Consider the following 24,650-nt stretch of genomic DNA (forward strand, 5'->3'; position numbering starts at 1 on the left):
ACTCAGCGGGCGTCCGGGCGGATAAGATCGAAGCGCAAATCTTCGGAAATACCATAGTAAGCGGAAGGGCCACCCGCGCGTAATACCGGTTCAGCGAGGGCCGTCTGATACACACCATCAACCAGTAAATGCCGGGCAATATGAACACCCACGACTTCGCCCAGGACCAGCCAGGTATCAATATCGCCGCCGGCTGCCGTTTTCAGCTGAATGCATTGCGTGAGCCGGCATTCAAAATTCACCGGACTTTCCAGTACGCGGTCGGCGGCAACGAGGCTGCCGGGTTGTGGCGTCAGGCCCGCGAATTCAAACTCATCCGCGCCGTGTTCCAGCGAAGCCGAACTCTCATTCATTTTAACGGCAAGCCCGCGGGTGGTCAGGTTCCAGACAAATTCACCGGTTTCGACAATGTTTGCCACGCTGTCTTTCCAGCCACTGCTGGCGAAACCGATGATCGGCGGGCGGTAATTGAAGCAGTTGAAAAAGCTGTAGGGTGCGAGATTGCGCTGTCCGGCGGCATTACGTGATGAGATCCAACCAATCGGACGCGGGCCGACAATGGCATTTAACGGGTCATGGGGCAGGCCGTGGCCTTTAGCGGGTTCATAGTAATAGCGATCATCAGTGCTCATGATTTTCCTCAGCAAATAATTCATAAAGACTATGATTTGTACATTACCCGATTTAACCGGGGGGTGACCGTTTTTATGTGCCCGTCTCAGTCTGTATGCATCCGGCAGGCGGCGGCACTTTGTGGTATCTTGTGCGCCATTGATGAATATCTAACGCCCCATCGCATATCTTATGCGTCGCGCACACCTTTCGGAGAGTCACTCAGGTGGAAAAAAAGAAAGTCTTCCCTCAGGAAAAAAGCGGTCTTCACCCGCGAAATCGTCATCGCAGCCGCTATGATTTCCCGGCCCTGATTGCCAGCAGCCCGGAACTTGCACCGTTCGTGGTCGAAAATAAATGGGGCGATTTGTCGGTTGATTTTGCCAATGCTCAGGCGGTAAAAGCCCTGAACCGTGCTTTACTGCGCGATTGCTATCAGATTGAAAACTGGGATATCCCGGCGGACTATCTGTGCCCGCCAATCCCGGGGCGTGCGGATTATATCCATCATCTGGCTGACTTACTGGCTGGCAGCAATAATGGCAATATCCCACAGGGAAAAGACATTTCTGTGCTGGATATCGGTGTTGGCGCGAACTGTATTTATCCGATTATTGGCTTGCGCGAATATGGCTGGCGCTTTACCGCCAGTGAGATCGATCCGGTATCGATGGCGGCGGCTAAAAAAATCGTCGCCACCAACCCGCAACTGACCAACCAGGTGCGTTTCCGTTTACAGGCGAAACCGCAGCGTATTCTCGACACCATTATCCGCCACGATGAGCGTTACGATGCAGTGTTATGTAATCCGCCATTCCACGCGTCGGCGGCAGATGCGGCATCCGGTAGCCAGCGCAAACGCCAGAATCTCGGTCTGGACAGACGTGCGGGTACGGCGGAGCTTAACTTCGGTGGTCAGCACAACGAATTATGGTGTGAGGGCGGGGAAGAAGCCTTTGTTGTCCGCATGGCAGAAGAAAGTGCCGGTAAGGCGCAGAACTGCTTCTGGTATACCGTGCTGGTTTCCAAAAAAACCACGCTGCCGTTATTGTATGATGCACTTCGCGAAGAAGGCGCGACAGATGTCCGCACGGTCGAAATGGTGCATGGCAACAAGATCAGCCGTTTTGTCGCCTGGACCTTCCTGACACCTTCGCAGCAAAAAAGTTGGGCAATCAAACGCTGGTCAGCCTGATCACGTTGTGAATTCCTGTATCCCAGCGTGTTCATCTGACGATGTATGCGCTGGAAAAAATACTGGTGCCAGCCCCTTTCTTTTTCGGTAAATTAAATTAAGCTTAATTCACTATAATAAAATTGATTAATTATCAGAGTAATGATTTTGCGGGTGAGTTTGTTTATTACCGCAATATTTATATTTTGTACACGCCTGCCTAAAACCCACCCAGGGGTCAGACTAATCTTTCGCAGAGTATGAGTAACTTTACTTATCACCTGTGGAAATTAGCACGTGCATTTTTTATCAATTAATTGCGTTTACGCATTAATTCACGTTATCAGCCACAGGGTGTCTGTCCTATGCAATTATTTTCTCATCAGTTTAGTGCGGCATGGCGTGATAAATTCGCTGCGATCCAGCTGGCGGTTCCGATGATTGCCTTTACGCCGGAAGGCGTGGTGCTTGAGGTCAATGATCTGTTTCTCAGCAGCATGGGGTACAGCAGAGGCGAGGTGATGGGCCAGCCTCATCGGATTTTTTGCACCCCGGAATTTGTTGCCAGTGATGCGTACCGTCTCCATTGGGAAGGTTTACGGCAGGGAAAGTCGGTCAGCGGGAATATTAAACGTGTACAGAAGAATGGAAATATCATCTGGCTCGAAGCGACGTATGTTCCGGTAAAAAACAAACAAGGAAAAGTGACTGAGATAATTAAAATTGCCAGCGATGTATCCGAAAGAATTAACGAATCGCACGAACACCAGGGAATTTTACAAGCGCTAGACCGCTCGATGGCACTGATTACCTTTACACCTGAGGGGAGTGTGATTTCTGCGAACAATAACTTCCTGAAACTCATGGGATATTCTTTACAGCAAATTAAGGGCCATTCCCACACGATGTTTTGTCTCCCGCAATACCGTGATTCCATCGATTACCGCCATCACTGGCAGCGTCTGCGAAGCGGTGAGTTTATTCTCGGGCGTTTTGAGCGCATCAATGGCCGCGGCCAGCCTGTCTGGCTGGAAGCGAGTTATAATCCGGTGATAGATGATGACGGCAAAGTGATAAAGATCGTTAAAATTGCGCATGACATTACGGATCAGATGCATCAGCAGCGTCAGCAGGAAAGCATGATGACACATGTGCATGAACTGTCGCTGACCACTGATAAAACGGCGGCAGAGGGGGTAACCATCGTCCGGCAAGCCGTGGAAGATATGCAGGAAGTGGAAGCGCTGGCACGGCGGACTTCCGATATCATCGGACAACTGGGTCAGACTTCGGAACGCATTGGCGAAATGGTTGACACCATCCGCCGTATTTCCTCACAGACCAATTTGCTGGCCATCAACGCGACTATTGAAGCTGCGCACGCGGGTGAGCAAGGGAGGGGGTTTGCTGTGGTGGCGGGGGAAGTCCGGTCACTGGCCGATCAGTCCCGCAAAGCGGCTGTTGAGATAGATCAGCTCACACAAAACATCCGCGACGGTGTGATGGCTGCGATTGACGGCATGGGGAATTGTGTCAGCCGCGCGGGCGGCGGCGTTGCACTGAGCCGCAATGCGGGTGATGTGATCAATCAGGTAAATCTCGGCATGCAAGATCTGGTGCGAATGATGGCGGAGTTTTCTGTCGTCGCGAGGGAAAAGGAACAGACGAGGCATTAGTGGCAGGAGGCCGCTCCGTTCAGCAAGATTTCTGAATCGCCCTTGGGCAAAAAACCTGTATCTGATGTAACTCCATGTAACGGCTAAAATTTACTCTGAATCAAGTTCTCAACTTCTTGATTTCGCAATTGGCACGCGGTAAGTCATTACGGTATGATCACTTCGCTGCGGCTCATCCGCAGTTGGGAGTTGCGGCCCAGATTACTGGAGGTAAGGAACGTTCAACGCGTTCGTTTCTTACTGATGCCTTGTCACATCCATCGAAAATGATCGCATCATGCGTGAATATAGATGTTCTATGGTGGCTCAGGTGGGGCTGACTTCGGTCAGGCCGGTTTCCAGTAATCCGGTACCGCAATCCCTGTCTGGGCTACCACCCAAGAGTATTGCGGCTCTCCGGTGGTGGCGTAATTCCATCAAAACTGGAAATGCAAATATGCGAACTCTCCACAATCCCACTTTCCTGCCATTTATACCCAACCTTCACTTTGTCCTCTGGCATGGAGGATACCAATGAAAACCTATACAGACTGGCATCAGGCCGACATTATTGCCGCACTGCGTAAGCAAGGAACAACGCTTGCCGCCGTTTCACGCGCAGCGGGTTTGTCCTCTTCGACTCTTTCAAATGCGTTGTCACGTTCGTGGCCGAAAGGCGAAATGCTGATTGCTTCTGCACTCAATATTGCACCAGCACAAATCTGGCCAAGCCGTTATTTTGATGCGCAAGGCCAACTCATAAGCAAGACATTAAGAAATAGCCACGATAAATCAAGAGACTAGTTTTTTGAATTTGTCGAATGGCGCGCTCAAAAATGGCACCGAATGAATGGTTCGAGACCCAAGGCTCGAAACCTGAAATGAGGGAATCGCGGAGCGATGACATTTTGCGCCACTTGCCGATGTAACAGAACATGTCCGTCGTTCCAGCGATAGCACGCAGTAAAAAAGCGAGGGGAAATCCAAAAGGGGAAAAGCACTTTCCCCTTTTGGGCGGTTTCGGCGCAGCGCGTTAAGCGATCACCGCACTTGAGAAACCGAAATTTTCACAATTCAGCCTTCACGGCGAGTGAGAAAGCGTTCGGTTAGCCGCCCCGTTGCAGCGGCCTTCTGCATCACGAAACGTGTTGCAGGAACTCACGCAGACGTTCACTCGGCGGATTGTTCACCAGATCAGCCGGTTTGCCGTCTTCTGCAATGCGACCTTTGTCGATAAAGATTAAGCGTGATGCCACTTTCTCGGCGAAGCCGACTTCATGGGTCACGATAACCATCGTCATGCCTTCTTCCGCCAGTTGTTTCATGACGGTCAGCACTTCGTGACGCAGTTCAGGATCGAGCGCAGAGGTTGGCTCATCAAACAGCATCAGTTTAGGTTTCACCGCCAGAGCACGGGCAATTGCCACACGCTGCTGCTGGCCACCGGAAAGCTCTGACGGATAGTGGTTGGCGCGTTCAGACAGGCCCACTTTTGCCAGCAACTCTTTCGCCAGTTTATTGGCTTCATCCTTCGACGCACCACGAACGCGGATCGGGCCGAAAGCCACGTTTTCCAGCGCCGTCATGTGCGGAAACAGATAGAACTGCTGGAACACCATACCGGCTTCCTGGCGGATCAGACGTTCATCCACTTTCGGATCATTCACTTTCAGGCCATCGACAATCAGTTCACCGGACGTGATTTCTTCCAGCTTATTGATGCAACGCAACAGCGTGGATTTACCGGAGCCGGATGGCCCGATGATAACCACGACTTCTCCCTGAGAAATGTTCAGATCGATGTCGTGGAGCACCTGGGTTTTACCAAAGTGTTTTGAGACGTTCTTGAATTCAATCATATAATTTTCAGTTTGCGTTCTAAGCGGCGCAGAACAAAGCTCAGAGCCAGCGTGATGATCAGATAGATAACAGCAACCGCACTCCAGATTTCCATAGCGCGGAAGTTACCGGCAATAATTTCCTGGCCCTGACGGGTCAGTTCGGCCACACCGATAACGATAAACAGCGACGTATCCTTGATACTCACAATCCACTGGTTACCTAACGGTGGCAGCATACGGCGCAATGCCAGCGGCATGATGATGTAACGTAGCGTCGCACGGCGCGACAGGCCCAGCGCCAGACCGGCTTCACGGAAACCGTTGTGAATCGACAACACCGCGCCTCGTGTAATTTCAGCGATATAAGCACCGGAGTTGATGATGATCGTCACCACCGCCGCGCTGAAAGGGTCGATCCGCAGATCGGGCACCATCATCGGCAGTGCGAAATAAATGAACATCACCTGTACGACGATAGGCGTGCCGCGAATAAGCTCGATAAACACCAGTGCGACGTTGCTGCTAAACCAGCCACCGAACGCGCGGGCAAAGCCCGCAATCACACCAATAATCAGGCCGCCAACCAGACCGAGGACCGAAATCCACAATGTCATTTTGGCGCCTTCGAGCAGGATAGGCAGAGCGGGCCAAATTACGCTCCAGTCAAACTGCATGGATTATCTCCTGGTATAACAACAAACTGCGCCTGGTCAGCATCACTGGCAGGCGCTTCTTATCAAGTGCTCTTTCTGAAAAAGGAACGACTTAAATGAAAAAGGGCTTATTTAGGTTCGCTATCAAACCATTTTTTGTAGATCGCCGCGTAAGTCCCATTCTCTTTGATGGTTTTGAGCGCCGCGTTGGCTTTTTCACGCAGGTCACTGCCTTGCGGGAAAGCAATACCGTACTGCTGTCCAGCCAGTGAATCACCGACTGCTTTGAACTGACCTTTACCGGCCGTTTTGATGAAGTACAGGATATTTGGCGTGTCGTGCATTACCGCATCAGCGCGGCCAGTGCCCAGTTCCATATAAGCGCTGTCGATGTTCGGGAACTGACGCAGATCTTTGGTCTGTACGTTAGCTTTCATGTAATCAACGGAGCTGGTGCCGCTTTTCACTGCAACGGTTTTGCCTTTCAGATCAGCCACGCTTTTGATGCTGTCGTTATTGCTCTTAACCATCACCATCAGGCCGCTGTTGTAATAGCCGTCAGAGAAGTCGATGGCTTTTTTACGTTCAGGTGTGATGGTGATCCCCGCCAGCGCCAGATCGATGTTGTGTGTCTGCAGGGCAGGAATGATGCCGCCGAAGTCCATCGGTTTCAGTTCATAGGAGACTTTCATCTCTTTTGCGACCGCGTCCCACAGGTCAATGTCGAAGCCGACGTACTTGTCGCCTTGTTTGAATTCAAACGGTACAAACGCAGTGTCGGTAGCTACGATCAATTTTTTGTCTGCTGCGTGTGAGCTAACGGCAAAGGCCAGGGTTAACGCGGCCAGGGAAACTTTTAAGAGTGACTTCATCAGGGAATTTCCTTTGTACATATTATGGGAACGACTTTATGTTACGGCGCTATAATGCAATATTTATGCCAAATTTTATATTTATTAAAATTCAATGTCTTATCGCGTTGCTGAACCGTTTAAGCAGTGATTGAAAGCCGGTTAGCACCAAATGAGTGCATTGTTACATGTGGCAATGTTCTTTTATGGTGCGTGGTTTTATCATTAACCATATCTTGTATTTTAAACAATCATTAATTAACAACTACGCTGCTCAAATGATAACTTGCTCTAACTTTATTGATACATGAGTAAAATGTGTGCTCAATTTTGAAGCAAACATATCAATGAGGGGGAGATAATAACGGGGGGGAGGACTTTCATTGAACCATAATGGTGCAGTCTGACATATGACAAAATATTAGCGTAGCTGACTGTCTTTGCTGCCGCGTCGGTTGTAGCCAGCGTGATCCTGCTGCTTTTTATCCAGCACTGCCTGACAGGTGACGCAGTACTGCACGCCCTGAAGCGCTTTACGGCGTGCCTCCGCGATCGGGTCACCACACTCTTTACAGTAATGCGCACTTTCGCCATGCCCGAGAGACTGACGTGCGCGATCGACCGCATCATTTACCGTAGAATCAATCTGTTCCTGCACGGCGCCATCTTGCGCCCATCCGCTTGCCATTATGACCTCCCCGCAAGGGTTCGTAAAAAGGTGAAACGGGCAGATGATTATCATCTGCCCGTTTTGTACTGAACTTGAAGAAGTAGGGTAGCTGCGGTTACATGCCTTCAGCTACCGGGGCGCTGATTACTCGATATTTGATTCAATGAACCACAGGAATTTATCCAGGTCGCGCGATGCGGCAGTGAAAATATCAGCGGTGTCTTCATCTTCGACTTCGCTTATGGCTTTGCGCGTGTCATTAGCGACGACGCCATAACGTTCTGCCAGGGCTTTCAGGTGTTCCTGCACGCTATGGATATTGGTCGGATAGCTCTTCAGGGGAGTTTTATCGTTAACAACCTGAACGGTACCCAACGCCACGCCGCCTAACTGCACAATACGTTCTGCAATGGTGTCCTGATGATCGATGATCGCGGTACGGAAGCCATCAAGCATTTCGTGTACGGCAATAAAGTTTGCACCACGCATATTCCAGTGTGCCTGCTTGGTGATCAGTGACAGGTCGATGTATTCGGTCACCAGACGGTTCAGCACCTTGATAGTATTGAGTTTGACGCTTTCATCTAAATCATTGCGTGTATAGATAAGCTCAGAAGATTTCGTTTTGACCAGTTTAGCGGTACTCATATACATATCTCCTTGTTTCATTAAAATTAATTGCTATTAATGTATTTCATAACTGTATTCAGTATAGCAATAAATTGAAAAATTGCAGGGCGACCATTCCTATCGTTCTGATAGTGTATGACTTATAAGCTCTGCAACAGGTTCGCTTTTAAATTATCATGCTGATTTATAAGGTAGATAGGATTCATCCGGAACTTCATCTACTATTACCCGGATAAAATAAATCAGGACTGATAATTATTTTCATTACGGGGGTCAGGATATTTTTAAGTGTAAGTGACAGTATGCGGATATATCTTTATCAGGTTTTTTCCGGCAGGGCATAGGAATAATAAAAGGTAACAACCTGTAGTATTCATTAGGGGAAATATAACGGCGGGATAATCCCCGCCGTTAATCAGCGCGTGTTGCCTTCAAAGCGCCATCGCACCGCTATACAATACGGCACCTGTGGGTTGCCCCGTCGGAGAACCGCCGCGAGGCTCAAGGCTTATCGCCAGCGTAAAGCCCGCATCCGGCATGTTCGTTGCCAGCGCCAGTTGTGTCGGTTGCTGCGTATTCAGTAACCCGAGAGAATGCGGCTTTCCGCCCGGCGCGATGGCCCACAGTTCGAGGCTGTGGTCTGCGGCGATATTCTGCGCATTAATCGGTGTCAGCAACAAACTGCGGGTGCTCCTGTCAGCACTGACCACCCATTGCCCGGCCTGCGGCGCGTTGCTGCTGGCCAGTATTGCCACCGGCATCGGCGCTTGCGGTTGAACCAGTAAGCGTGGGATCAACAATAAGGCGGCCAGCCCGGCGGCCAGTGCCCAGCCCATATAAGCCCGCACCGGTCGTCGTGCCGTTACCGGAACTCTTGTCGGTTGTAGCGCAAGGTTATGCTGAATGCGTTTCCACACCGAGGCTGGCGGGATGACCGGGGTTATCTGATTATCCAGTTGCGTGAAGGCTTCCTGCCAGCGGGCCACTTCGGCCGCCAGTTCAGGGTCGGCCTGCATTTTTTGCTCAAACTGAATCCGTGCCGCGCCGCGCAAGGTGCCGAGCGCATATTCAGCCGCGAGGGCGGCATGATAATGGCTTCTGCTTTTCATAATCCTACGCAGCTCTTTAAGTGATCCAGGGCGCGACGGATCCAGCTTTTGATCGTCCCCAGAGGTTGTTGAAGATGCGATGAGACCTCGCCGTGCGACAGGCCCTGATAATAGGCAAGGATCAGGCTTTGTCTTTGTTCGGCAGGCAGGTGTGCAAGGCAGGCGGCCAAAATTTTGGCATCACTGTCCTGTTGCAGCCGTTGCAAGGGTTCATCATGGTCGCTGGCATCACCGTCACTCATTGTCTCATCCAGTTCATCTAACTGGTTGTCGCTTCCGCGCATCCAGTCGATAGCGCGGTTGCGGACAATATGGGTGAGCCAGGTCATCGGGGAACTGAGTGCCGGATTGTACGAGGCAGCGCGATTCCACGCGGTGATATAGCTGTCGTGCAATACTTCTTCTGCCCAGGCATGTCGCCGCAACATACGTAATGCAACGGCGAACAGCCGGGGTGACGTCAGACGGTATAATTGTTCAAATGCCTGTCGGTCACCAACGGCCATCGCGTTCATCAGTTCCCGCTGGATTTCCAGCGCTTTCTCTGGTGTTGGCTTTATTAAAAGATTGTCATGCATTCGCCCGTCCTGACTTGCTGAGATGCTGTTTCATAAGAGAAATCATGCACTCAGTATAGCCGGTATTATTTTGGCATCAGCACGGTATCAATGACGTCGATCACACCGTTCTTCTGCTGGACATCATAAGTACTGATATTGGCGATATTCCCTTTGGCGTCTTTGAGCTGAATATTGTGCGGGCCGTTGTTGAGGATCCACAGCGGCTGGCCGTTAACGGTTTTCAGTTCCGCTGTGCCGTTACCTTTTTTCAGCAGTTTTTCGAGATCCTTCATCTCATATTTACCGGCCACGACGTGATAGGTCAGGATGCTGGTCAGGGTGGCTTTATTTTCAGGTTTCACCAGATTATCCACGGTGCCTGCCGGTAATTTTGCGAAGGCGGCATTGGTCGGGGCGAATACGGTGAACGGACCTTTACCTTGCAAGGTATCTACCAGACCGGCGGCTTTCACGGCAGCGACAAGCGTGGTGTGGTCTTTCGAGTTAAGGGCGTTTTCTACGATATTTTTGGACGGGTACATTTCTGCACCACCGACCATGGTGGTGCTTTGGGACATCATTGCAGCCATTGACGCGGTGCTCAGCAGAAGAGAAGCACAGATAGCGGTACGGATTAATGTTTTCATGATGGTGTCCTTGGGAGTTGAGTAGGTAAGGTCTTGCCTCACATCTATACATACGAATCACCCCCCGCTTTTGGATGCAGGAAAAACGATAAAAAAAAGAATTACATGAAAAATATTTTCAACCTGTTGATTGAAAAGAAAAAGCCACGTCGGCCAAACGTGGCTTTATGTGTTGCAGGGGCAGGATTATTTGCCAGAAGGATGGTTGCCGGGAATATCGACTGTCTCGATTTTGGTCTTCCGCTGGATAGTGAGTGTGGAACCTGCCGACGCCGCGATAATCGCTGCCAGACCCATCCACTGGGTCGCGGTCAGGAATTCACCGAGGAAGATAATGCCCGAAAGTGCCGCCATTGCCGGTTCCATGCTCATCAGCGTGCCGAAGGTTTTGGCTGGCAATTTGGTCAGCGCCATCATTTCCAGGGAATAAGGAATGGCAGAAGTGAGCAGGGCGATCAGCAAACCGAGCGGTAAAATCTCCCAACTAAAAATAGAGGTGTGAGCCTGTACTGCCCCAATCGGGAAGAAAATTAACGCGGCAATCAGTGACCCCATCGCCGCGGTACCCGGCCCGTAACTGCTGCCTGCGCGTTGTCCTGCGAGGATATAAACGGCCCAGCAGGCACCGGCGATCAGCGCAAAGCACGCGCCTTTGAGATCAACACCGCCAGCACTTTGCCCGAGAGGCAACAGCAACAGCAACCCCGTCACAGCCAGTACTACCCAGATGAAATCTACCGGGCGTCGCGAGGAGAACATCGCGACTGCCAGCGGGCCGGTAAATTCCAGTGCAACGGCAATGCCCAGCGGGACCGTTTGCAGGGCCAGATAGAACGAATAGTTCATACAGCCCAGCGCCAGTCCATACATCAGCAGCGCACGCAAATTACCGCCGCGCATTTTCAGACGCCACGGACGAAAATAGAGAAGTAATAAAACAGAGCCGAGCCCAAGACGTAATGCCGTGACACCTTGCGGACCGACTACCGGGAAAAGCGTTTTGGCCAGCGACGCCCCGCCTTGTAATGACAACATGGCGATCAGTAACAATAAAATCGCTATCAGCGGTGAGGTTTTTTTTGCTAACACTGGAACCGGCGGGCTGTTGTTATGCGTCGCCGTCTGCAGCGTGTTCTGCGGTTCCTGCGGCTGATGTTGTCCTGACTGTGTCATCCTTTGCGCCTTTTGAGGTGATCCATGAATCCGCAAACTCAAGATTTATAGTTTTGAAAAGAAAGGTAAAGTGCTGTCAGTGTAGAGGGAAATGTGGCGAGAAAAAATCCTCAAAGAAAAGTTTTTTCCGGAACGTTTCTGTTAAAAAGACGCAAAAAGCGGTGTTTTTTTAAGCATAATTTTAGGAATTATCTGCTAATCTCAAAAAGTTCAATAAGTTTACCTTATAGTTTATGGGGCTAAAATATCAATAAAATTAAAAGGATAGGACTCACTGGAAACTTCCTGTTACACCATATGATGCTTTGGACACCTTAATTGAGGCAGAGTTTCACACTGGTTTTTGTTATATTTTCAAACGTGAAGGTTACTTTGGTTTCTATTTTTGAGGTGGTTTATGAAAAAAATTGCATGTCTTTCCGCATTAGCTTGCGTAGTTGCTCTGGGCGTTTCTTCCAGCGCTTTCGCTGACACCAGCACCGTAACTGCTGGCTACGCTCAGGGTGACGCACAAGGCGTTGCTAACAAAGCAAACGGCTTCAACTTAAAATACCGTTGGGAACAAGATAGCAACCCACTGGGCGCTATCGGTTCTTTCACTTACATCGAAGATGACAGCTCCCCGGCATCTGGCGACTACCGTAAAGCACAATACTACGGTCTGACTGCGGGTCCTGCTTACCGTCTGGCTGACTGGGTTTCCATCTACGGTGTTGTGGGTGTTGGCTACGGTAAATTCCAGTACAACGAAGCAGCAGCATCTACTGCTAACCGTGAAAAAAATGACACCAGCGATTACGGCTTCTCTTACGGTGCTGGTCTGCAGTTCAACCCAATCCAGAACGTTGCTCTGGACGTGTCCTACGAACAGTCCCGTATCCGCAGTGTGGATGTGGGTACCTGGATCGCAGGCGTGGGTTACAGCTTCTAATTCTTCGCCGCAGCGTAACGCTTTGCCGTTACCCTCCCGCGAAAACGAAAACCGCTCAGCTGAGCGGTTTTTTTATGCCTGTTTTTTATACCTGTCAAATTCCACTGAACCAGTTATAGCCCTGATCTTCCCAGTAGCCGCCGGGGTATTCATTGGTCACGAAAATCGCGCCGATATGCTTGGCGTTTTTAAAGCCGAGTTTGGTGGGCATGCGCAGACGTAACGGATAACCAAAATCGGGCGGTAAGGGTTTACCACCAAAATCCAGCGCCAGAATAGTTTGCGGATGTAGCGCCGTTGCCATATCGATACTGGAATAATAGCGGTCATCGCATTTGAAGCCGACATATTTGGCCGTCAGATCCGCGCCAACCTGTTGCAGGAAGGTTTTCAGCGGCACACCTTTCCACTGACCAATTGCGCTCCAGCCTTCAATGCAAATCAGCCGGGTGATCTGGCTTTCCTGTGGCAGGCGCTGCAATTGTTCCAGCGTCCACGCAGCTTTCTTTTGTACCAGACCCGAAACCTCCAGCCGGTAATTAGGGATGTCGATTTCCGGTACGTTGTATTCGGGGTAATAAGCGTTGAAACGAAATGGCGTGGTGATCTGATCCGCGCGGTAGGTTTGCGCCAGTTTCTGGCCGCCGAACAGCCAGCTTTGAACCCGGTCATTCCAGCGGGACATTGCCCATAGCACCTTATCGACCTGATCACCGTCCTGCAAATTGCAGCCCGTCAGCATCGAAACGGCACCGAGCGTCAGCCCTGACCGCAGTAATAAACGGCGCTGGACATTGACCAGTTGTTTGCGCTGATCGGGCTCAAGAATAATTTTTGGCCGTTGTGGTTTTTCACTCATCGGCGTGGTCCTCCGTGCTTATTTTTTTGCCGCCGGTCAGCATTGCCACGAAGGTTTCAGGCACCAGCAGGACCATCAGTACGTGAATAATGACAAACAGCAGCACGCCGCTCATCGCAAAGAAATGCACATAACGCGCGATATCAAAACCGCCAAACAGCCAGACCAGCCCGCTGAACTGCACCGGTTTCCAGATGGACAAACCCGACAGCACCAGCAGTGCGCCCAGCAATAAAACTCCGCTGTACATCAGCTTTTGCACGGCGTTGTACTGACCGAGCTTGTGAGGGAGCCTGAATGTCAGTGCACGAACGGTATCGCGCCAGACAGAGCGGGGCGAAAAGGGGAAAAAGTCATGCCTGAAATGATCGCTGAAAATACCCCACACCAGATAGAGCAGGGCATTAGCCGCCAGCAGCCACATCACCGCCAGATGCCAGGCTATATTGCCGCCCAGCCAGCCGCCGAGGGTAGTGTTTTGCGGAAAAGTGAAAGCGAAAAGCGGATCGGCGTTATAAATCCCCCAGCCGCTCATCACCATGCCGATCATTGCCAGCACATTGATCCAATGACAGATACGAACCGGCCAGGAATGGATCCGGCGTTTTCGGGGTAATGAGAGCTGAGGTTTCACGCTTAATCTCCTGTTGACTGGCCGGATTACATCGGAGGCGCGATGCCGTCTTTACCGGCAGCGATACCCCGTGCAACCAGCGCACCTTTGTCGTCTTTCATGGCAAACAATACGATTTTAGTGCCCGGTTTCAGCAGGCTGCGGTCGCCCGGTGCCAGCAGAACAACCGGCACATCGTCAGGCACGACGACAGTTTTCTCAGCATCGTGATATTTCACGGTCAGGGTGCGGCCGTTGCTGTTCACCAGCTTGCCGACGGTGCCGTTGGTCATGGTATTGATTTTGCCATCGGCGGATTCAAACGGATTGAAGCCTTCACCGCTGCCGCGCAGGCTGGGTGCGAAGACGTGGACCTCCAGTGCTTTCAGCGTGCCGTTAGCCTGCGGAACGGCTGCCGTCCCGATAAAGCTGTCCGCTTTGATATCGCTGATGTTGCCTTTGGTGACGGCATTGATTTTGGTCTGATCGGTCAGTTTAACGTCAAGTTTTTCACCCTGACGGGTGGTGATTTGTACTGATGAGTCATTAACTGAATCAATGGTTCCGCGTGTGGGTTTAATCACATTATCGGCGGCAAAAGCGGATGTCATCCCGCTGCACATCAGCAGGGAACCCAGTAACAGACCAGCGATACGTGTTGGTGCATTCATAATTAACTCTCCATTTTCCAGCGTTATTTCATTCTGTTAGATGAATCACTGAACCTGCCAGTGATGGATAACTTCCTTAAGAGTGGACGATAAACCGGTATTGGCTGATGACAAATTGATGACAAAATTGTCATCAAAGATGACTGACGAAACTGATAAACTTTCAGATGAATCATTCTTTAGGTGAATGGTCATACGGCGCTGGGGGCCTGAATGCGAATACTGGTGATTGAAGACGATGTCAGTACAGGCGACTACCTGAAAAAAGGACTGACAGAAGCAGGTTACAGCGTGGATCTGGCGCGTAACGGTGCTGATGGCCTGTTTCTGGCGCTGGAAGACGGTTACGATGCGGTGATCCTCGATGTTATGCTGCCGGGGCTGGACGGCTGGCAGGTGATGGAAGTCCTGCGCAAAAAAAGCGACGTGCCGGTGCTGTTTCTCACCGCCCGCGATGAGGTGCATGATCGCATTCACGGGCTGGAACTGGGCGCTGACGATTATCTCATCAAGCCGTTCTCCTTCACCGAACTGGTGTTGCGTATCCGTACATTACTGCGCCGCCCGGCCACCCGCGAACCCGATATCTATTCGGTGGCAGACCTGAATCTTGATGTGTTGCGCCGTCGTGTCACCCGTCAGGATCAGGCCATTGCGCTGACCAACAAGGAATTCATGTTGCTGCAGTTGCTGATGCGTCGCGAGGGGGAAGTGCTGTCGCGGACGATGATCGCCTCACAGGTCTGGGACATGAATTTCGACAGCGATACCAACGTGGTGGATGTTGCCATTAAGCGCCTGCGTGGCAAAGTTGACCGCACCTTTGAGGTGAAACTTATCCATACCGTGCGCGGGATTGGTTATGTGTGCGAAGTGCGACATGACTGATCGGCAATTTACTCCACTCCCTGAGCGCGGCATGTCGCTGACGCTTCGCGCCACCTTACTGTTTGCGCTGATCGCCTCACTGGTCGTTAGCGCTGTTGGTTTTTATCTTTATTACTCGATGGATAAAGAACTGGTACGCCGTGCAGATTATCAGGTCAGCGGCCGCGTTCAGTATTTCCGTCATCTGCTTGCCAACGAATTTCCGCTGTCGCAGCTCAGCCGTAATCCCGGCCTGTTTGAAAATATGCTCGGTAACGAGCGCGATATCCTGACGTTTCGTTTGTCCGGTGAGAAGCCGCTGATCAACGTCAATCCATCCCGGCTGGAATTGCCGCCGGTGGTGGCCGTGCCGGACGGTTATCCGCTGACGCTGAATACAGTGCATCACCTCACCGCACCGGATGGCACGCCGGTACGCTTTGCCCGTGCGGCGGTACAAATCCAGGACGGGCGGACGGTTGAAATCACCGGCGCGCATTTCATGACCGAGGAGTCGCATCTGTTACAGACTTTTCGTTGGGAAATTACCGGGGCGGTGCTATTCGCTTATTTGCTGATTGCCGTTCTGGGTTATCTGGTGATCCGCCGCGGATTACGGCCGCTGCGCAATATGGCGCATGAGGCGGCGCAGATCCATCCGGCCAGTTTGTCTACGCGACTGTCTTCTGAAAATGCACCGCAGGAATTGCAGCAATTAATTTATTCTTTCAACGATATGCTCGACCGGCTCGCCGGAGGATATCAGCGACTGACGCAATTTTCCGCCGATCTGGCGCATGAAATACGCACGCCGGTAGGGGCGCTGATGGGGCATTGTCAGGTGGCGTTATACCAGCCGCGTACGGTGGAAGAATATGAAACACTGCTGGCGAACAATATGGAAGAGCTGGAACGTATTTCCCGTATGGTGGAAAACATCCTGTTTCTGGCGCGGGCTTCAGATGCGCGCTCCGTCCTGACCATCACCACCATTGATGTTTCTTCTGAAATGACCCGTATTCAGGAATATTTTGAGGGTCTGGCGGAAGAACGCGGTATGACGCTGAACGGTAAAGGTACAGGCGTGCTGTATGCCGATGCCATGTTGTTCCAGCGTGCACTCAGCAATCTGGTTGCCAATGCAGTGCGTTATGGCCGGGAGGGAAGTCCGATTGAGCTGCGCGCTGAACCGCACGCCCGGGGCATGGATATTCATGTGATCAGTCAGGGCGATCAGGTTCCGCCGGAAAAATGTGCAAAACTCTTTGATCGTTTTTATCGGGCAGATGCCTCACGCAGTGAAGGCGGCAGTTCCAGCGGTCTTGGATTATCGATTGTTCAGGCCATCATGGCATTGCATCGCGGAAGTGTAAGCATGACCAGCTCAGCACAGGGAGAAACATGCTTCACGCTGTCTTTTCCCGGGGCCAATCATAAGTTTCCTCAATAGTGACTCAATAAATGAGAAAAATTGTGTAAAATAGAGGGGAATCCTTCATTTTCATGTTATTGAAACATAAGGAATTCGTTAAGTTTGTTACATTATCACATTGGAACTCGTCATTCAGTTTGAACGAAAATGCCCAGCCCGGAGTCTGAATGTCCTAAGGAGTGGGGTCCCACCTCCGGTACGAGCGGTCAGTACGACGCAACCAGACTCACAAAAGAGCCAGTTATTTCTAATGCATAAAATTCGTTCACTTTCGCAACAGAGCATTTCTTTGTTCATTGCACTTTATCTCGGGCTTCTGCTAAACCTTCCGATTTTTATCCGTCGTTATCAGCAATTGCAGTATGACAATGCCTTGTCGATTGCTGTTGAAATGGTGGCCTGTTTTGCGCTGGTCTACTTCCTGTGTATGTTGCTGTCATATACCGGAAAAACGGTTTTCCGTGTGTTGATGAGCGCCATCGTGATTTCTTCTGCCGCCGCCAGTTACTACATGATTCTGTTTAACGTCGATATCGGCTACGGAATTTTAGCGGCGGCGCTGGCGTCTGATTCCATTGATTTATCAAAAGAATCCATCGGGACACATTTCATCGCCTGGACAGTACTGGTGAGTTTGTTGCCGGTACTGCTGCTGTGGCTGAGCAAAATGCCGGGCGCGGCACTGAAACAAACGACCTTTAAAAAACTGGCGGTCAGAACCTTGCTGCTCGCGGTCTCCGGCCTGCTTTGTTACATGCCGCTGCAACTGATGGGCAAAGTGCAGGATCGCCACGACATCGTGAACAACCGCATGATGGCGAGTTACGGCGGTGTGGTGGCCGGAACCTATTCGCCATCCAACTGGCTTTCAGCACTGGGTTTATATTCTTACAGCAGCTACAGTCAGGCGGAAGACACCAAAAATCTGTTCGATCCGGCCAGACACTTCACGTATACCGCACCAGCGGATGCCAAAGATATGTATGTGGTGTTTGTGATCGGTGAGAGCGCCCGCCGCGACCACATGGGGCTGTACGGCTACGATCGTGACAACACGCCCAATCTCGACAAAGAGAAAAATCTGGTCGCCCTGCAGGGTTATTCCTGTGACACCGCCACCAAGCTTTCCCTGCGCTGTATGTTTGTGCGTGAAGGCGGGGCCTCTGAAGAACCCCAGCGTACCCTGAAAGAAATGAACGTGTTTTCCGTGCTGAAAAGCAATGGCTGGAGTTCAGAGCTTTATTCCATGCAGAGCGAAGCCTGGTTCTATAACAAAACCCGTGCGGATGATTATTCGCTGCGTGAAAACATTGCCTCTGAGAAACGCAACGCCGGTAAACCGGTGGATGACATGTTGCTCATCGATGAAATGAAAGACTCGATGAACAATCATCCCAAAGGTAAGCACCTGATTATCCTGCATACCAAGGGGTCGCATTACCTGTATTCCGACCGCTATCCGCGTTCTTTTGCCAAATATAAGCCGGAATGTATGGGCATCGATGATTCCTGTTCTACCGAGGAAATGATCAACGCTTACGATAATTCCCTGCTGTATACCGATTACTTCCTGTCACAAGTGTTTGATCAATTGCGCGACAAGAATGCGATTGTGTTCTATGCCTCCGATCACGGTGAGTCGATTTCCAAAAGCATGCACTTCCACGGTACACCGCGTGATCATGCGCCGGCTGAGCAACGTGCCGTGCCGATCATGGTCTGGGCATCAGACAAATTCCTGTCCAATGATCAGAACAAGGCCAGTTTCGAACAGCTGCAAAAACTGGCTGTCGCGAAAACGCCTGTTTTCCATGAAAAGCTGTATGACTCTATTCTGGGCTGTATCGGTTATACCTCGCCAAATGGCGGGATTGTCGAACAGCATAACTGGTGCCATGTGCCTGAACAGGCCGCCGCCACAAAATAATCCTGGCTAAATCTGTCGCCTTTTTCTGATCAGGGGAGAAGGCGGCGACATCTCCCTGTTTTTCAGTCACAATCGGTTAACAACAAATACCCGTCTATGGCGGGTATTATTTTTGCTTTTTTATCAGGGTTGATAACCGATGCAAGCGTTACGAATCATCATTTGCGGACTGACGGTCATTATGACTTTGCTGACGCTCCTTCCTCTTTCTAAAAATCAGCGCTGGTGGGTGCGGGTCTGGGATTTTCCGCGGTTACAGATGGCCTCCCTGTGTCTGTTTTTTTTGCTGACCGAACTGGCGATCATGCCGTTCGGTGATGCGATCACCACCACCGTTATCATCCTGACCGTGGGATGCATGGCGTATCAGAGCTGGTGGATTTTGCCTTATACCCGCCTGTATCCGGTTCAGGTGAAGAAAACGGTCCCCAACGGCCATTCGCGTATCAAGATCATGAACAGCAACGTGCTGACCACCAACCGTGATCCGGAAAAGTTACTGGCGCAGGTCAGGCATTATCAGCCGGATATTCTGGTGCTACTGGAAACTGATCAGTGGTGGGAAGATCAGATGGCAGAACTGGATGCCAGTTATCCGCACAGCCTGCGCTGCCCGCTTGATAATCTGTACGGTATGCATGTGTATTCGCGCCTGCCGATGCACGCAGCGAAGATTCAGTATCTGGTGGCTGATGACATTCCTTCTATGCATTTTCGCGCTGAACTGCCGTCGGGTGAGCGGGTGATTTTGCACTGTCTGCATCCGATGCCGCCCAGCCCGACCGAAGCGGATGAATCTACGTCGCGTGACGGTGAGCTTATCGCCGTCGGTCATACCGCCGCCAAAGCGCTTTACCCGACGATTGTCACCGGTGACCTGAACGATGTGGCGTGGTCGCGCACCACGCGCCTGTTTATGAAAATCAGCGGCCTGCTGGATCCGCGTCGCGGTCGCGGCATGTACAACACGTTCCACGCCAGTTATCCGTTCCTGCGCTGGCCGTTGGATCATGTTTTCCACAGCAAAGATTTCACACTGGTTGATCTTAAACGTCTTGAATTTATGGGCTCAGATCACTTTCCTATCCTGGTCGAACTGGCACTGACGCCTGCTCAGGGAATCGATCAGGAATCACTGGAAATCGACAGTGAAGATATTGAGGAAGTGGAAGAAAAACTCTCCAGTGCCGGGGTGAAAAGTCATGATGTGCACAAAGCTGAAAAGCTTAACCAGCCGGTTTACGCACATTAATCACAATCCGCGAACGTGAGCGGCTGCCGCTGTTAATGCCGTTTCTTCGGGGAAAGGAGTCAACGCGTATAAAAAAACCCGCATTGCGCGGGTTTCTGGCGGGCTTGTATCAGACCGGTTGTTCGGGGAAGGTGAGGGTGTTTCCCGGCGCTTCGCGGTTGATATGCAGGAAGTTCAGATGACGTTCGTACTGATCCAGAATGTCATTGATGACCTGATGTTTGGTGAAGTCCATCAGGTCGTTGCCCTGTGTCCCTTCAAGGAGGAAAGTTTCCAGACGGTAATAATGTGATTTACCGGCGCGTGCGCGATAGGTAAAGGCAGGCACCGCATAGCGTACCGGCCAGATCTGATAGACAAAATTCTGCTCTTCGCCCAATGCGACCTGTAATTCCAATGGCCCGATTTTCTCGTCTTCCTGCGGCCCGTGCTCGGTAAACGTGACTTTTGCTCCGCGCAGTTCCAGTTCCAGCGCCACTTCCTGCATGGCAGGACGACATACGGTGTCCATCATTTTCTGCGTATGGCGTGTGCCCGGATAATTCATCACCCGTGACAGGCGCTGCTTCCAGTTCAGCGCCGCGTCGCTGGTGGCAGGCAGCGGTGCCAGAGTCTGCTGGGTACTGGCGCGGCGGTAATCTTCCAGGCGCAGTGATTTATACAATCCGGCCATGATGAAGAAAATCACAAAGCTGAACGGCAGACCCATAATCACCGTGGTGTTTTGCAGCGCGGAAACCCCGTCTGTCATCAGCATCCCCAACGTCAGCACACCGATGGTGACAGACCAGAAAATCCGCAGCCAGTTTGGGGCATCGTTGTTAATGTCTGCCAGTTTCGAGGTGAAGTTACCCAGCACCAGCGAGCCGGAATCGGCCGAGGTGACATAAAACAGCAGGCCGGTGATGGTCGCAACGGACGCGCTCAGCGTAAAGCCCGGATACTGCGCCAGCAGGCTGTAAACGCCGCGTTCAGGGTGTGAAATCACTTCGTTGGCGAAATCCAGATTGCCATGCAGGATCTGATACAGCGCACTGTTACCGAAAATTGACAGCCACAGCAGGGTGAAGACGAACGGAATGATCAGCGTGCCGAGCACGAACTGACGAATGGTGCGTCCGCGTGAGATACGCGCCAGGAACAGGCCGACAAACGGCGACCACGCTACCCACCAGGCCCAGAAAAACAGCGTCCAGCTGTTCATCCATTCCGTCGGGCGGTCAAAGGCAAAGGTGTTAAGCGTCATGCCCATAAAGCGGTTGATGTAATCGCCAATATTGAGCACCAGCGCATTGAGCAGGAATTCGGTATTGCCGAAGAACAGTAAAAACAGAATCAGCCCCAGCGCCAGCAGCACGTTAAGTTCCGACAGAATACGGATGCCTTTGTTAACACCGGATGTCACCGACACCGTCGCCATAATCACAGAAAGCAGGATCAGTGCGGCCTGCACGGTCAGGTTTTCCGGAATGTGGAACAGCACTTTCAGGCCATAGTTAAGCTGTACCACACCAATGCCGAGCGTCGTGGCGATACCGAAAATAGTGCCGACCACGGCAGCGATATCCACACTGTGGCCGATCGGGCCGTTAATGCGCTTACCGAAAATCGGGTACAGCGCCGAACGTATCGTCAGCGGCAGATTATAGCGGTAGCTGAAATATCCCAGTGCAATCCCCATCAGCGCATACATCGCCCAGCCGGTCAGACCGTAGTGGAACAGCGTCCAGGTCATGGCCTGTCGCGCGGCTTCCAGCGTTTGCCCGTTTCCTTCCGGTGGCAACATGTATTGCGTCACCGGTTCAGCAACGGAAAAGAACATCAGGTCGATACCGATACCCGCAGCAAACAGCATTGCGGCCCAGCTCATCATGCTGAATTCGGGTTTGGATTGTTCAGGGCCCAGTTTGATCGAACCAAAACGTGAACAGGCTATGAACACTACAAACACGATGTACAGCGTAGCCGCCAGCATGTAATACCAGCCGAAGGTGGCCGACACCCAGTTAAGGGTCAGGCTGATCCATTTTCCCGATAAACCGGTGAAGAAAATGGTCATTAATGTGAAGGCTAAAATCAGCCCGGCGGAGGTGAAAAACACCACCTTGTTCAGCTGGTCGCGCGGTTTTTCGCTCTTTTTCTCTGTCGTATTGGCAATCGCCATCTTTTCCCCTGTTATGTTAATTAATCACTATTTTTCAATAAATTGGATGCTTTAAGGTTCCAGAATTCATACAAATTACTAACGTATTGGTAATAAAATATATGCATTTTTAATTGAACGTTCAATCAAAAAAAAGTTAAATAGAGGGCGTCAGAGCGTTGAAACAAGGTTGAGCAGGAGCGCAAAAAAAGGCTGTTAAGCGCGTTCAACCCGCTCATTTTCAGGAGCCGGAACCATGCCCAAAGTAGGAATGCAGCCCATCAGGCGGCAGCAATTAATTGAGGCAACACTGGCCGCAGTGAACGAAGTCGGGATGCACGATGCGTCGATTTCGCAAATTGCCCGCCGTGCTGGCGTCTCAAATGGCATCATCAGTCACTACTTTCGTGACAAGAACGGTCTGCTGGAAGCGACCATGCGTTATTTACTCAGTCACCTGGGGGAAGGCGTACAGTTGCGGCTGTCGCAACTGACGGATACCGCACCGACGGCGCGGTTGCATGCGATTGCCGAAGCCAACTTTGATGACAGTCAGACCAACAGCGCGGCGATGAAAACCTGGCTGGCCTTCTGGGCGAGCAGCATGCATCACCCGCAGTTGTACCGGCTGCAACAGGTTAACAGCCGCCGGCTCTATTCAAATTTATGTGCTGAATTCAGACGTTTTCTGCCAAAAAATGAGGCGCGTCTCGCGGCGCAAAGCACCGCTGCATTGATTGATGGCTTGTGGCTGCGCGGGGCCCTCAGCGGTAAAGCGTTCAACCACGCTGAGGCGATGCAAATTACACACCGCCATATTGAATCGCAGATCGCACCGCATGCCATTGAGCAGTAAACCGGGCTGAAAAATTTCAGACCGCACAGACCGAGGAGAGATATATGTCCCGCTACGGCAAGCAAAAACTTTATATCGACGGGCGTTTTCAGGACAGCACCGGGGATGAAACCTTCGACGCAGTCAATCCGGCCAACGGCGAAGTGATTGCGACCGTGCAATCCGCCACGCACGCGGATGTCGATCTGGCCGTGAAATCCGCGCAGAAAGGCCAGAAAGTCTGGGCTGCGATGACTGCCATGAGCCGCGCCCGTATTCTGCGCCGCGCCGTGGATATTCTGCGCGAGCGCAACGACGAACTGGCGGCCATTGAAACAGCCGACACCGGTAAGCCGCTTTCTGAAACACTGGCCGTGGATATCGTCACCGGCGCGGATGTGCTGGAGTATTACGCCGGGTTAATTCCGGCAATTGAGGGGCAGCAAATTCCGCTGCGTGATTCGTCATTCGTCTATACCCGCCGCGAGCCGCTGGGCGTGGTCGCCGGTATCGGTGCATGGAACTACCCGATTCAGATTGCCTTGTGGAAATCTGCCCCTGCGCTGGCAGCCGGTAACGCGATGGTGTTCAAACCGAGTGAAAACACGTCACTGACGGCCCTGAAACTGGCTGAAATCTACACCGAAGCCGGTGTACCGGATGGTGTGTTCAGTGTGGTGACGGGTGCGGCCAGTGTCGGCCAGGCGTTAACGGAGCATCCGGATATTGCCAAAGTCTCGTTCACCGGCGGCATTAAAACCGGCAAGAAAGTGATGGCCAGCGCCTCGGCTTCCACACTGAAAGAAGTAACCATGGAACTGGGCGGTAAATCGCCGTTGATCATCTTTGATGATGCGGATCTCGATAAAGCCGCCGACATTGCCATGATGGCGAATTTTTACAGCTCCGGTCAGGTATGCACCAACGGTACCCGGGTGTTTGTACCCGCCGCATTGCATAAAGCGTTCGAAGCCAAAGTACTGGAGCGGGTGAAACGTATCCGCTCAGGCGATCCGACCGATGAAAACGTCAACTTCGGCCCGCTGGTCAGTTTCGCGCATATGGAATCAGTGCTGCGTTACATCGAAAGCGGCAAGCGTGAAGGGGCGACTTTACTGACAGGCGGTGAGCGCATCACTACCGGCGAATACGCCAAAGGCGCCTACGTCGCGCCAACAGTATTTACCGACTGTCGTGATGACATGCTGATCGTCCGGGAAGAAATTTTCGGGCCGGTAATGAGCATTCTGACCTATGAAAGTGAAGAAGAAGTGATCCGCCGTGCCAATGATACTGACTATGGCCTGGCCGCCGGGCTGGTGACGCAGGATCTCAACCGTGCTCATCGCGCGATTCATAAACTTGAAGCCGGGATCTGCTGGGTGAACACCTGGGGCGAATCCGCCGCAGAAATGCCGGTCGGTGGCTACAAACATTCCGGTGTCGGGCGTGAAAACGGCCTCACCACGCTTGAGCATTACACCCAAATCAAATCCGTGCAGGTCGAACTGGGCGAATTCAGCTCAGTATTTTGATCCGCTGCAA

24 protein-coding genes are annotated in these 24,650 nt (G+C 51.6%); 10 read left to right on the plus strand and 14 right to left on the minus strand.

The features are described from left to right. Window positions 1–2: 2 nt before the first annotated feature. Window positions 3–632, minus strand: a complete 630-nt coding sequence (locus ETV65_RS08205) for a flavin reductase family protein (RefSeq protein WP_129952406.1) — start codon at window positions 630–632, stop codon at window positions 3–5. Window positions 633–838: 206 nt separating this feature from the next. On the opposite strand from ETV65_RS08205, the gene rlmF reads away from it, so the two are divergent. The 3 genes from rlmF to ETV65_RS08220 all read left to right on the plus strand — a co-directional run bounded on the left by rlmF (window position 839) and on the right by ETV65_RS08220 (window position 4,245). Beyond that, the gene (gene rlmF / locus ETV65_RS08210) at window positions 839–1,807 is read left to right on the plus strand and encodes a 23S rRNA (adenine(1618)-N(6))-methyltransferase RlmF (protein ID WP_129952407.1); all 969 of its coding nucleotides are present in this window, start codon (window positions 839–841) and stop codon (window positions 1,805–1,807) included. Between the two features lie 344 nt (window positions 1,808–2,151). Next, window positions 2,152–3,462, plus strand: coding sequence for a PAS domain-containing methyl-accepting chemotaxis protein (locus tag ETV65_RS08215; protein ID WP_129952408.1), 1,311 nt, complete (start codon window positions 2,152–2,154; stop codon window positions 3,460–3,462). 513 nt (window positions 3,463–3,975) lie between these two features. Beyond that, window positions 3,976–4,245: a helix-turn-helix transcriptional regulator gene (locus ETV65_RS08220; protein WP_129952409.1), complete on the plus strand. Its 270-nt coding sequence runs from the start codon at window positions 3,976–3,978 to the stop codon at window positions 4,243–4,245. Between the two features lie 332 nt (window positions 4,246–4,577). Here the strand turns inward: ETV65_RS08220 and glnQ are convergent, their stop codons facing one another. The 9 genes from glnQ to rhtA all read right to left on the minus strand — a co-directional run bounded on the left by glnQ (window position 4,578) and on the right by rhtA (window position 11,575). Next, window positions 4,578–5,300 (minus strand): glutamine ABC transporter ATP-binding protein GlnQ, encoded by a 723-nt coding sequence (gene glnQ / locus ETV65_RS08225; protein WP_013574681.1) that lies wholly within the window; start codon window positions 5,298–5,300, stop codon window positions 4,578–4,580. Further along, window positions 5,297–5,956 carry a glutamine ABC transporter permease GlnP gene (gene glnP, locus ETV65_RS08230; RefSeq protein WP_013574682.1) on the minus strand — a complete coding sequence of 220 codons (660 nt, stop codon included), beginning with the start codon at window positions 5,954–5,956 and terminating at the stop codon, window positions 5,297–5,299. Before glnP ends, glnQ begins: the two co-directional genes overlap by 4 nt. A gap of 107 nt (window positions 5,957–6,063) precedes the next feature. Beyond that, a complete protein-coding gene (gene glnH / locus ETV65_RS08235) occupies window positions 6,064–6,807 on the minus strand; it encodes a glutamine ABC transporter substrate-binding protein GlnH (protein WP_129952410.1) in 744 nt (247 codons plus the stop codon). A gap of 400 nt (window positions 6,808–7,207) precedes the next feature. Next, window positions 7,208–7,474: a DksA/TraR family C4-type zinc finger protein gene (locus tag ETV65_RS08240; RefSeq protein WP_129952411.1), complete on the minus strand. Its 267-nt coding sequence runs from the start codon at window positions 7,472–7,474 to the stop codon at window positions 7,208–7,210. Between the two features lie 126 nt (window positions 7,475–7,600). Further along, a complete protein-coding gene (dps, locus tag ETV65_RS08245) occupies window positions 7,601–8,104 on the minus strand; it encodes a DNA starvation/stationary phase protection protein Dps (RefSeq protein WP_129952412.1) in 504 nt (167 codons plus the stop codon). A gap of 413 nt (window positions 8,105–8,517) precedes the next feature. Continuing rightward, window positions 8,518–9,195, minus strand: a complete 678-nt coding sequence (locus tag ETV65_RS08250; RefSeq protein ID WP_129952413.1) for an anti-sigma factor — start codon at window positions 9,193–9,195, stop codon at window positions 8,518–8,520. Beyond that, a complete protein-coding gene (locus tag ETV65_RS08255; protein ID WP_129952414.1) occupies window positions 9,192–9,773 on the minus strand; it encodes a sigma-70 family RNA polymerase sigma factor in 582 nt (193 codons plus the stop codon). Before ETV65_RS08255 ends, ETV65_RS08250 begins: the two co-directional genes overlap by 4 nt. A gap of 65 nt (window positions 9,774–9,838) precedes the next feature. Continuing rightward, window positions 9,839–10,402, minus strand: a complete 564-nt coding sequence (locus tag ETV65_RS08260; protein ID WP_129952415.1) for a fasciclin domain-containing protein — start codon at window positions 10,400–10,402, stop codon at window positions 9,839–9,841. A gap of 186 nt (window positions 10,403–10,588) precedes the next feature. After that, window positions 10,589–11,575, minus strand: coding sequence for a threonine/homoserine exporter RhtA (gene rhtA, locus ETV65_RS08265; RefSeq protein ID WP_129952416.1), 987 nt, complete (start codon window positions 11,573–11,575; stop codon window positions 10,589–10,591). A 397-nt stretch (window positions 11,576–11,972) separates the two neighbouring features. Between rhtA and ompX the strand changes: the two genes are divergently transcribed. Then, on the plus strand, window positions 11,973–12,506 hold the full coding sequence (ompX, locus tag ETV65_RS08270; RefSeq protein WP_013574702.1) for an outer membrane protein OmpX: 534 nt from the start codon (window positions 11,973–11,975) through the stop codon (window positions 12,504–12,506). 94 nt (window positions 12,507–12,600) lie between these two features. Here ompX and ETV65_RS08275 read toward each other — a convergent pair whose 3' ends face one another. Genes ETV65_RS08275 through ETV65_RS08285 form a run of 3 tightly spaced genes read right to left on the minus strand, consistent with a single transcriptional unit; the run spans window position 12,601 to window position 14,649 of the window. Next, window positions 12,601–13,365 carry a molybdopterin-dependent oxidoreductase gene (locus ETV65_RS08275; protein WP_129952417.1) on the minus strand — a complete coding sequence of 255 codons (765 nt, stop codon included), beginning with the start codon at window positions 13,363–13,365 and terminating at the stop codon, window positions 12,601–12,603. After that, the gene (locus tag ETV65_RS08280) at window positions 13,358–13,999 is read right to left on the minus strand and encodes a cytochrome b/b6 domain-containing protein (RefSeq protein ID WP_129952418.1); all 642 of its coding nucleotides are present in this window, start codon (window positions 13,997–13,999) and stop codon (window positions 13,358–13,360) included. The genes ETV65_RS08275 and ETV65_RS08280 overlap by 8 nt, the downstream gene beginning before the upstream one ends. A 26-nt stretch (window positions 14,000–14,025) precedes the next feature. Continuing rightward, window positions 14,026–14,649 (minus strand): hypothetical protein, encoded by a 624-nt coding sequence (locus ETV65_RS08285; RefSeq protein ID WP_129952419.1) that lies wholly within the window; start codon window positions 14,647–14,649, stop codon window positions 14,026–14,028. Between the two features lie 213 nt (window positions 14,650–14,862). On the opposite strand from ETV65_RS08285, the gene ETV65_RS08290 reads away from it, so the two are divergent. The 4 genes from ETV65_RS08290 to ETV65_RS08305 all read left to right on the plus strand — a co-directional run bounded on the left by ETV65_RS08290 (window position 14,863) and on the right by ETV65_RS08305 (window position 20,127). Continuing rightward, the gene (locus ETV65_RS08290) at window positions 14,863–15,537 is read left to right on the plus strand and encodes a heavy metal response regulator transcription factor (protein ID WP_129952420.1); all 675 of its coding nucleotides are present in this window, start codon (window positions 14,863–14,865) and stop codon (window positions 15,535–15,537) included. Next, the gene (locus ETV65_RS08295) at window positions 15,530–16,966 is read left to right on the plus strand and encodes a heavy metal sensor histidine kinase (RefSeq protein ID WP_129952421.1); all 1,437 of its coding nucleotides are present in this window, start codon (window positions 15,530–15,532) and stop codon (window positions 16,964–16,966) included. The genes ETV65_RS08290 and ETV65_RS08295 overlap by 8 nt, the downstream gene beginning before the upstream one ends. Before the next feature lie 232 nt (window positions 16,967–17,198). Continuing rightward, the gene (gene eptB / locus ETV65_RS08300) at window positions 17,199–18,875 is read left to right on the plus strand and encodes a kdo(2)-lipid A phosphoethanolamine 7''-transferase (RefSeq protein WP_129952422.1); all 1,677 of its coding nucleotides are present in this window, start codon (window positions 17,199–17,201) and stop codon (window positions 18,873–18,875) included. Window positions 18,876–19,014: 139 nt separating this feature from the next. After that, window positions 19,015–20,127, plus strand: a complete 1,113-nt coding sequence (locus tag ETV65_RS08305; protein WP_129952423.1) for an endonuclease/exonuclease/phosphatase family protein — start codon at window positions 19,015–19,017, stop codon at window positions 20,125–20,127. 109 nt (window positions 20,128–20,236) lie between these two features. Here ETV65_RS08305 and ETV65_RS08310 read toward each other — a convergent pair whose 3' ends face one another. After that, window positions 20,237–22,291: a choline transporter gene (locus tag ETV65_RS08310; RefSeq protein WP_129952424.1), complete on the minus strand. Its 2,055-nt coding sequence runs from the start codon at window positions 22,289–22,291 to the stop codon at window positions 20,237–20,239. Between the two features lie 235 nt (window positions 22,292–22,526). Between ETV65_RS08310 and betI the strand changes: the two genes are divergently transcribed. Next, complete coding sequence (betI, locus tag ETV65_RS08315) at window positions 22,527–23,126, plus strand: transcriptional regulator BetI (protein WP_129952425.1); 600 nt, start codon at window positions 22,527–22,529, stop codon at window positions 23,124–23,126. A 44-nt stretch (window positions 23,127–23,170) separates the two neighbouring features. Then, window positions 23,171–24,640: a betaine-aldehyde dehydrogenase gene (betB, locus tag ETV65_RS08320; protein WP_129952426.1), complete on the plus strand. Its 1,470-nt coding sequence runs from the start codon at window positions 23,171–23,173 to the stop codon at window positions 24,638–24,640. Window positions 24,641–24,650: the final 10 nt, after the last annotated feature.

The organism is Rahnella sp. RFA10(1/100) (assembly GCF_004195115.1).
Classification (GTDB): domain Bacteria; phylum Pseudomonadota; class Gammaproteobacteria; order Enterobacterales; family Enterobacteriaceae; genus Rahnella; species Rahnella perminowiae.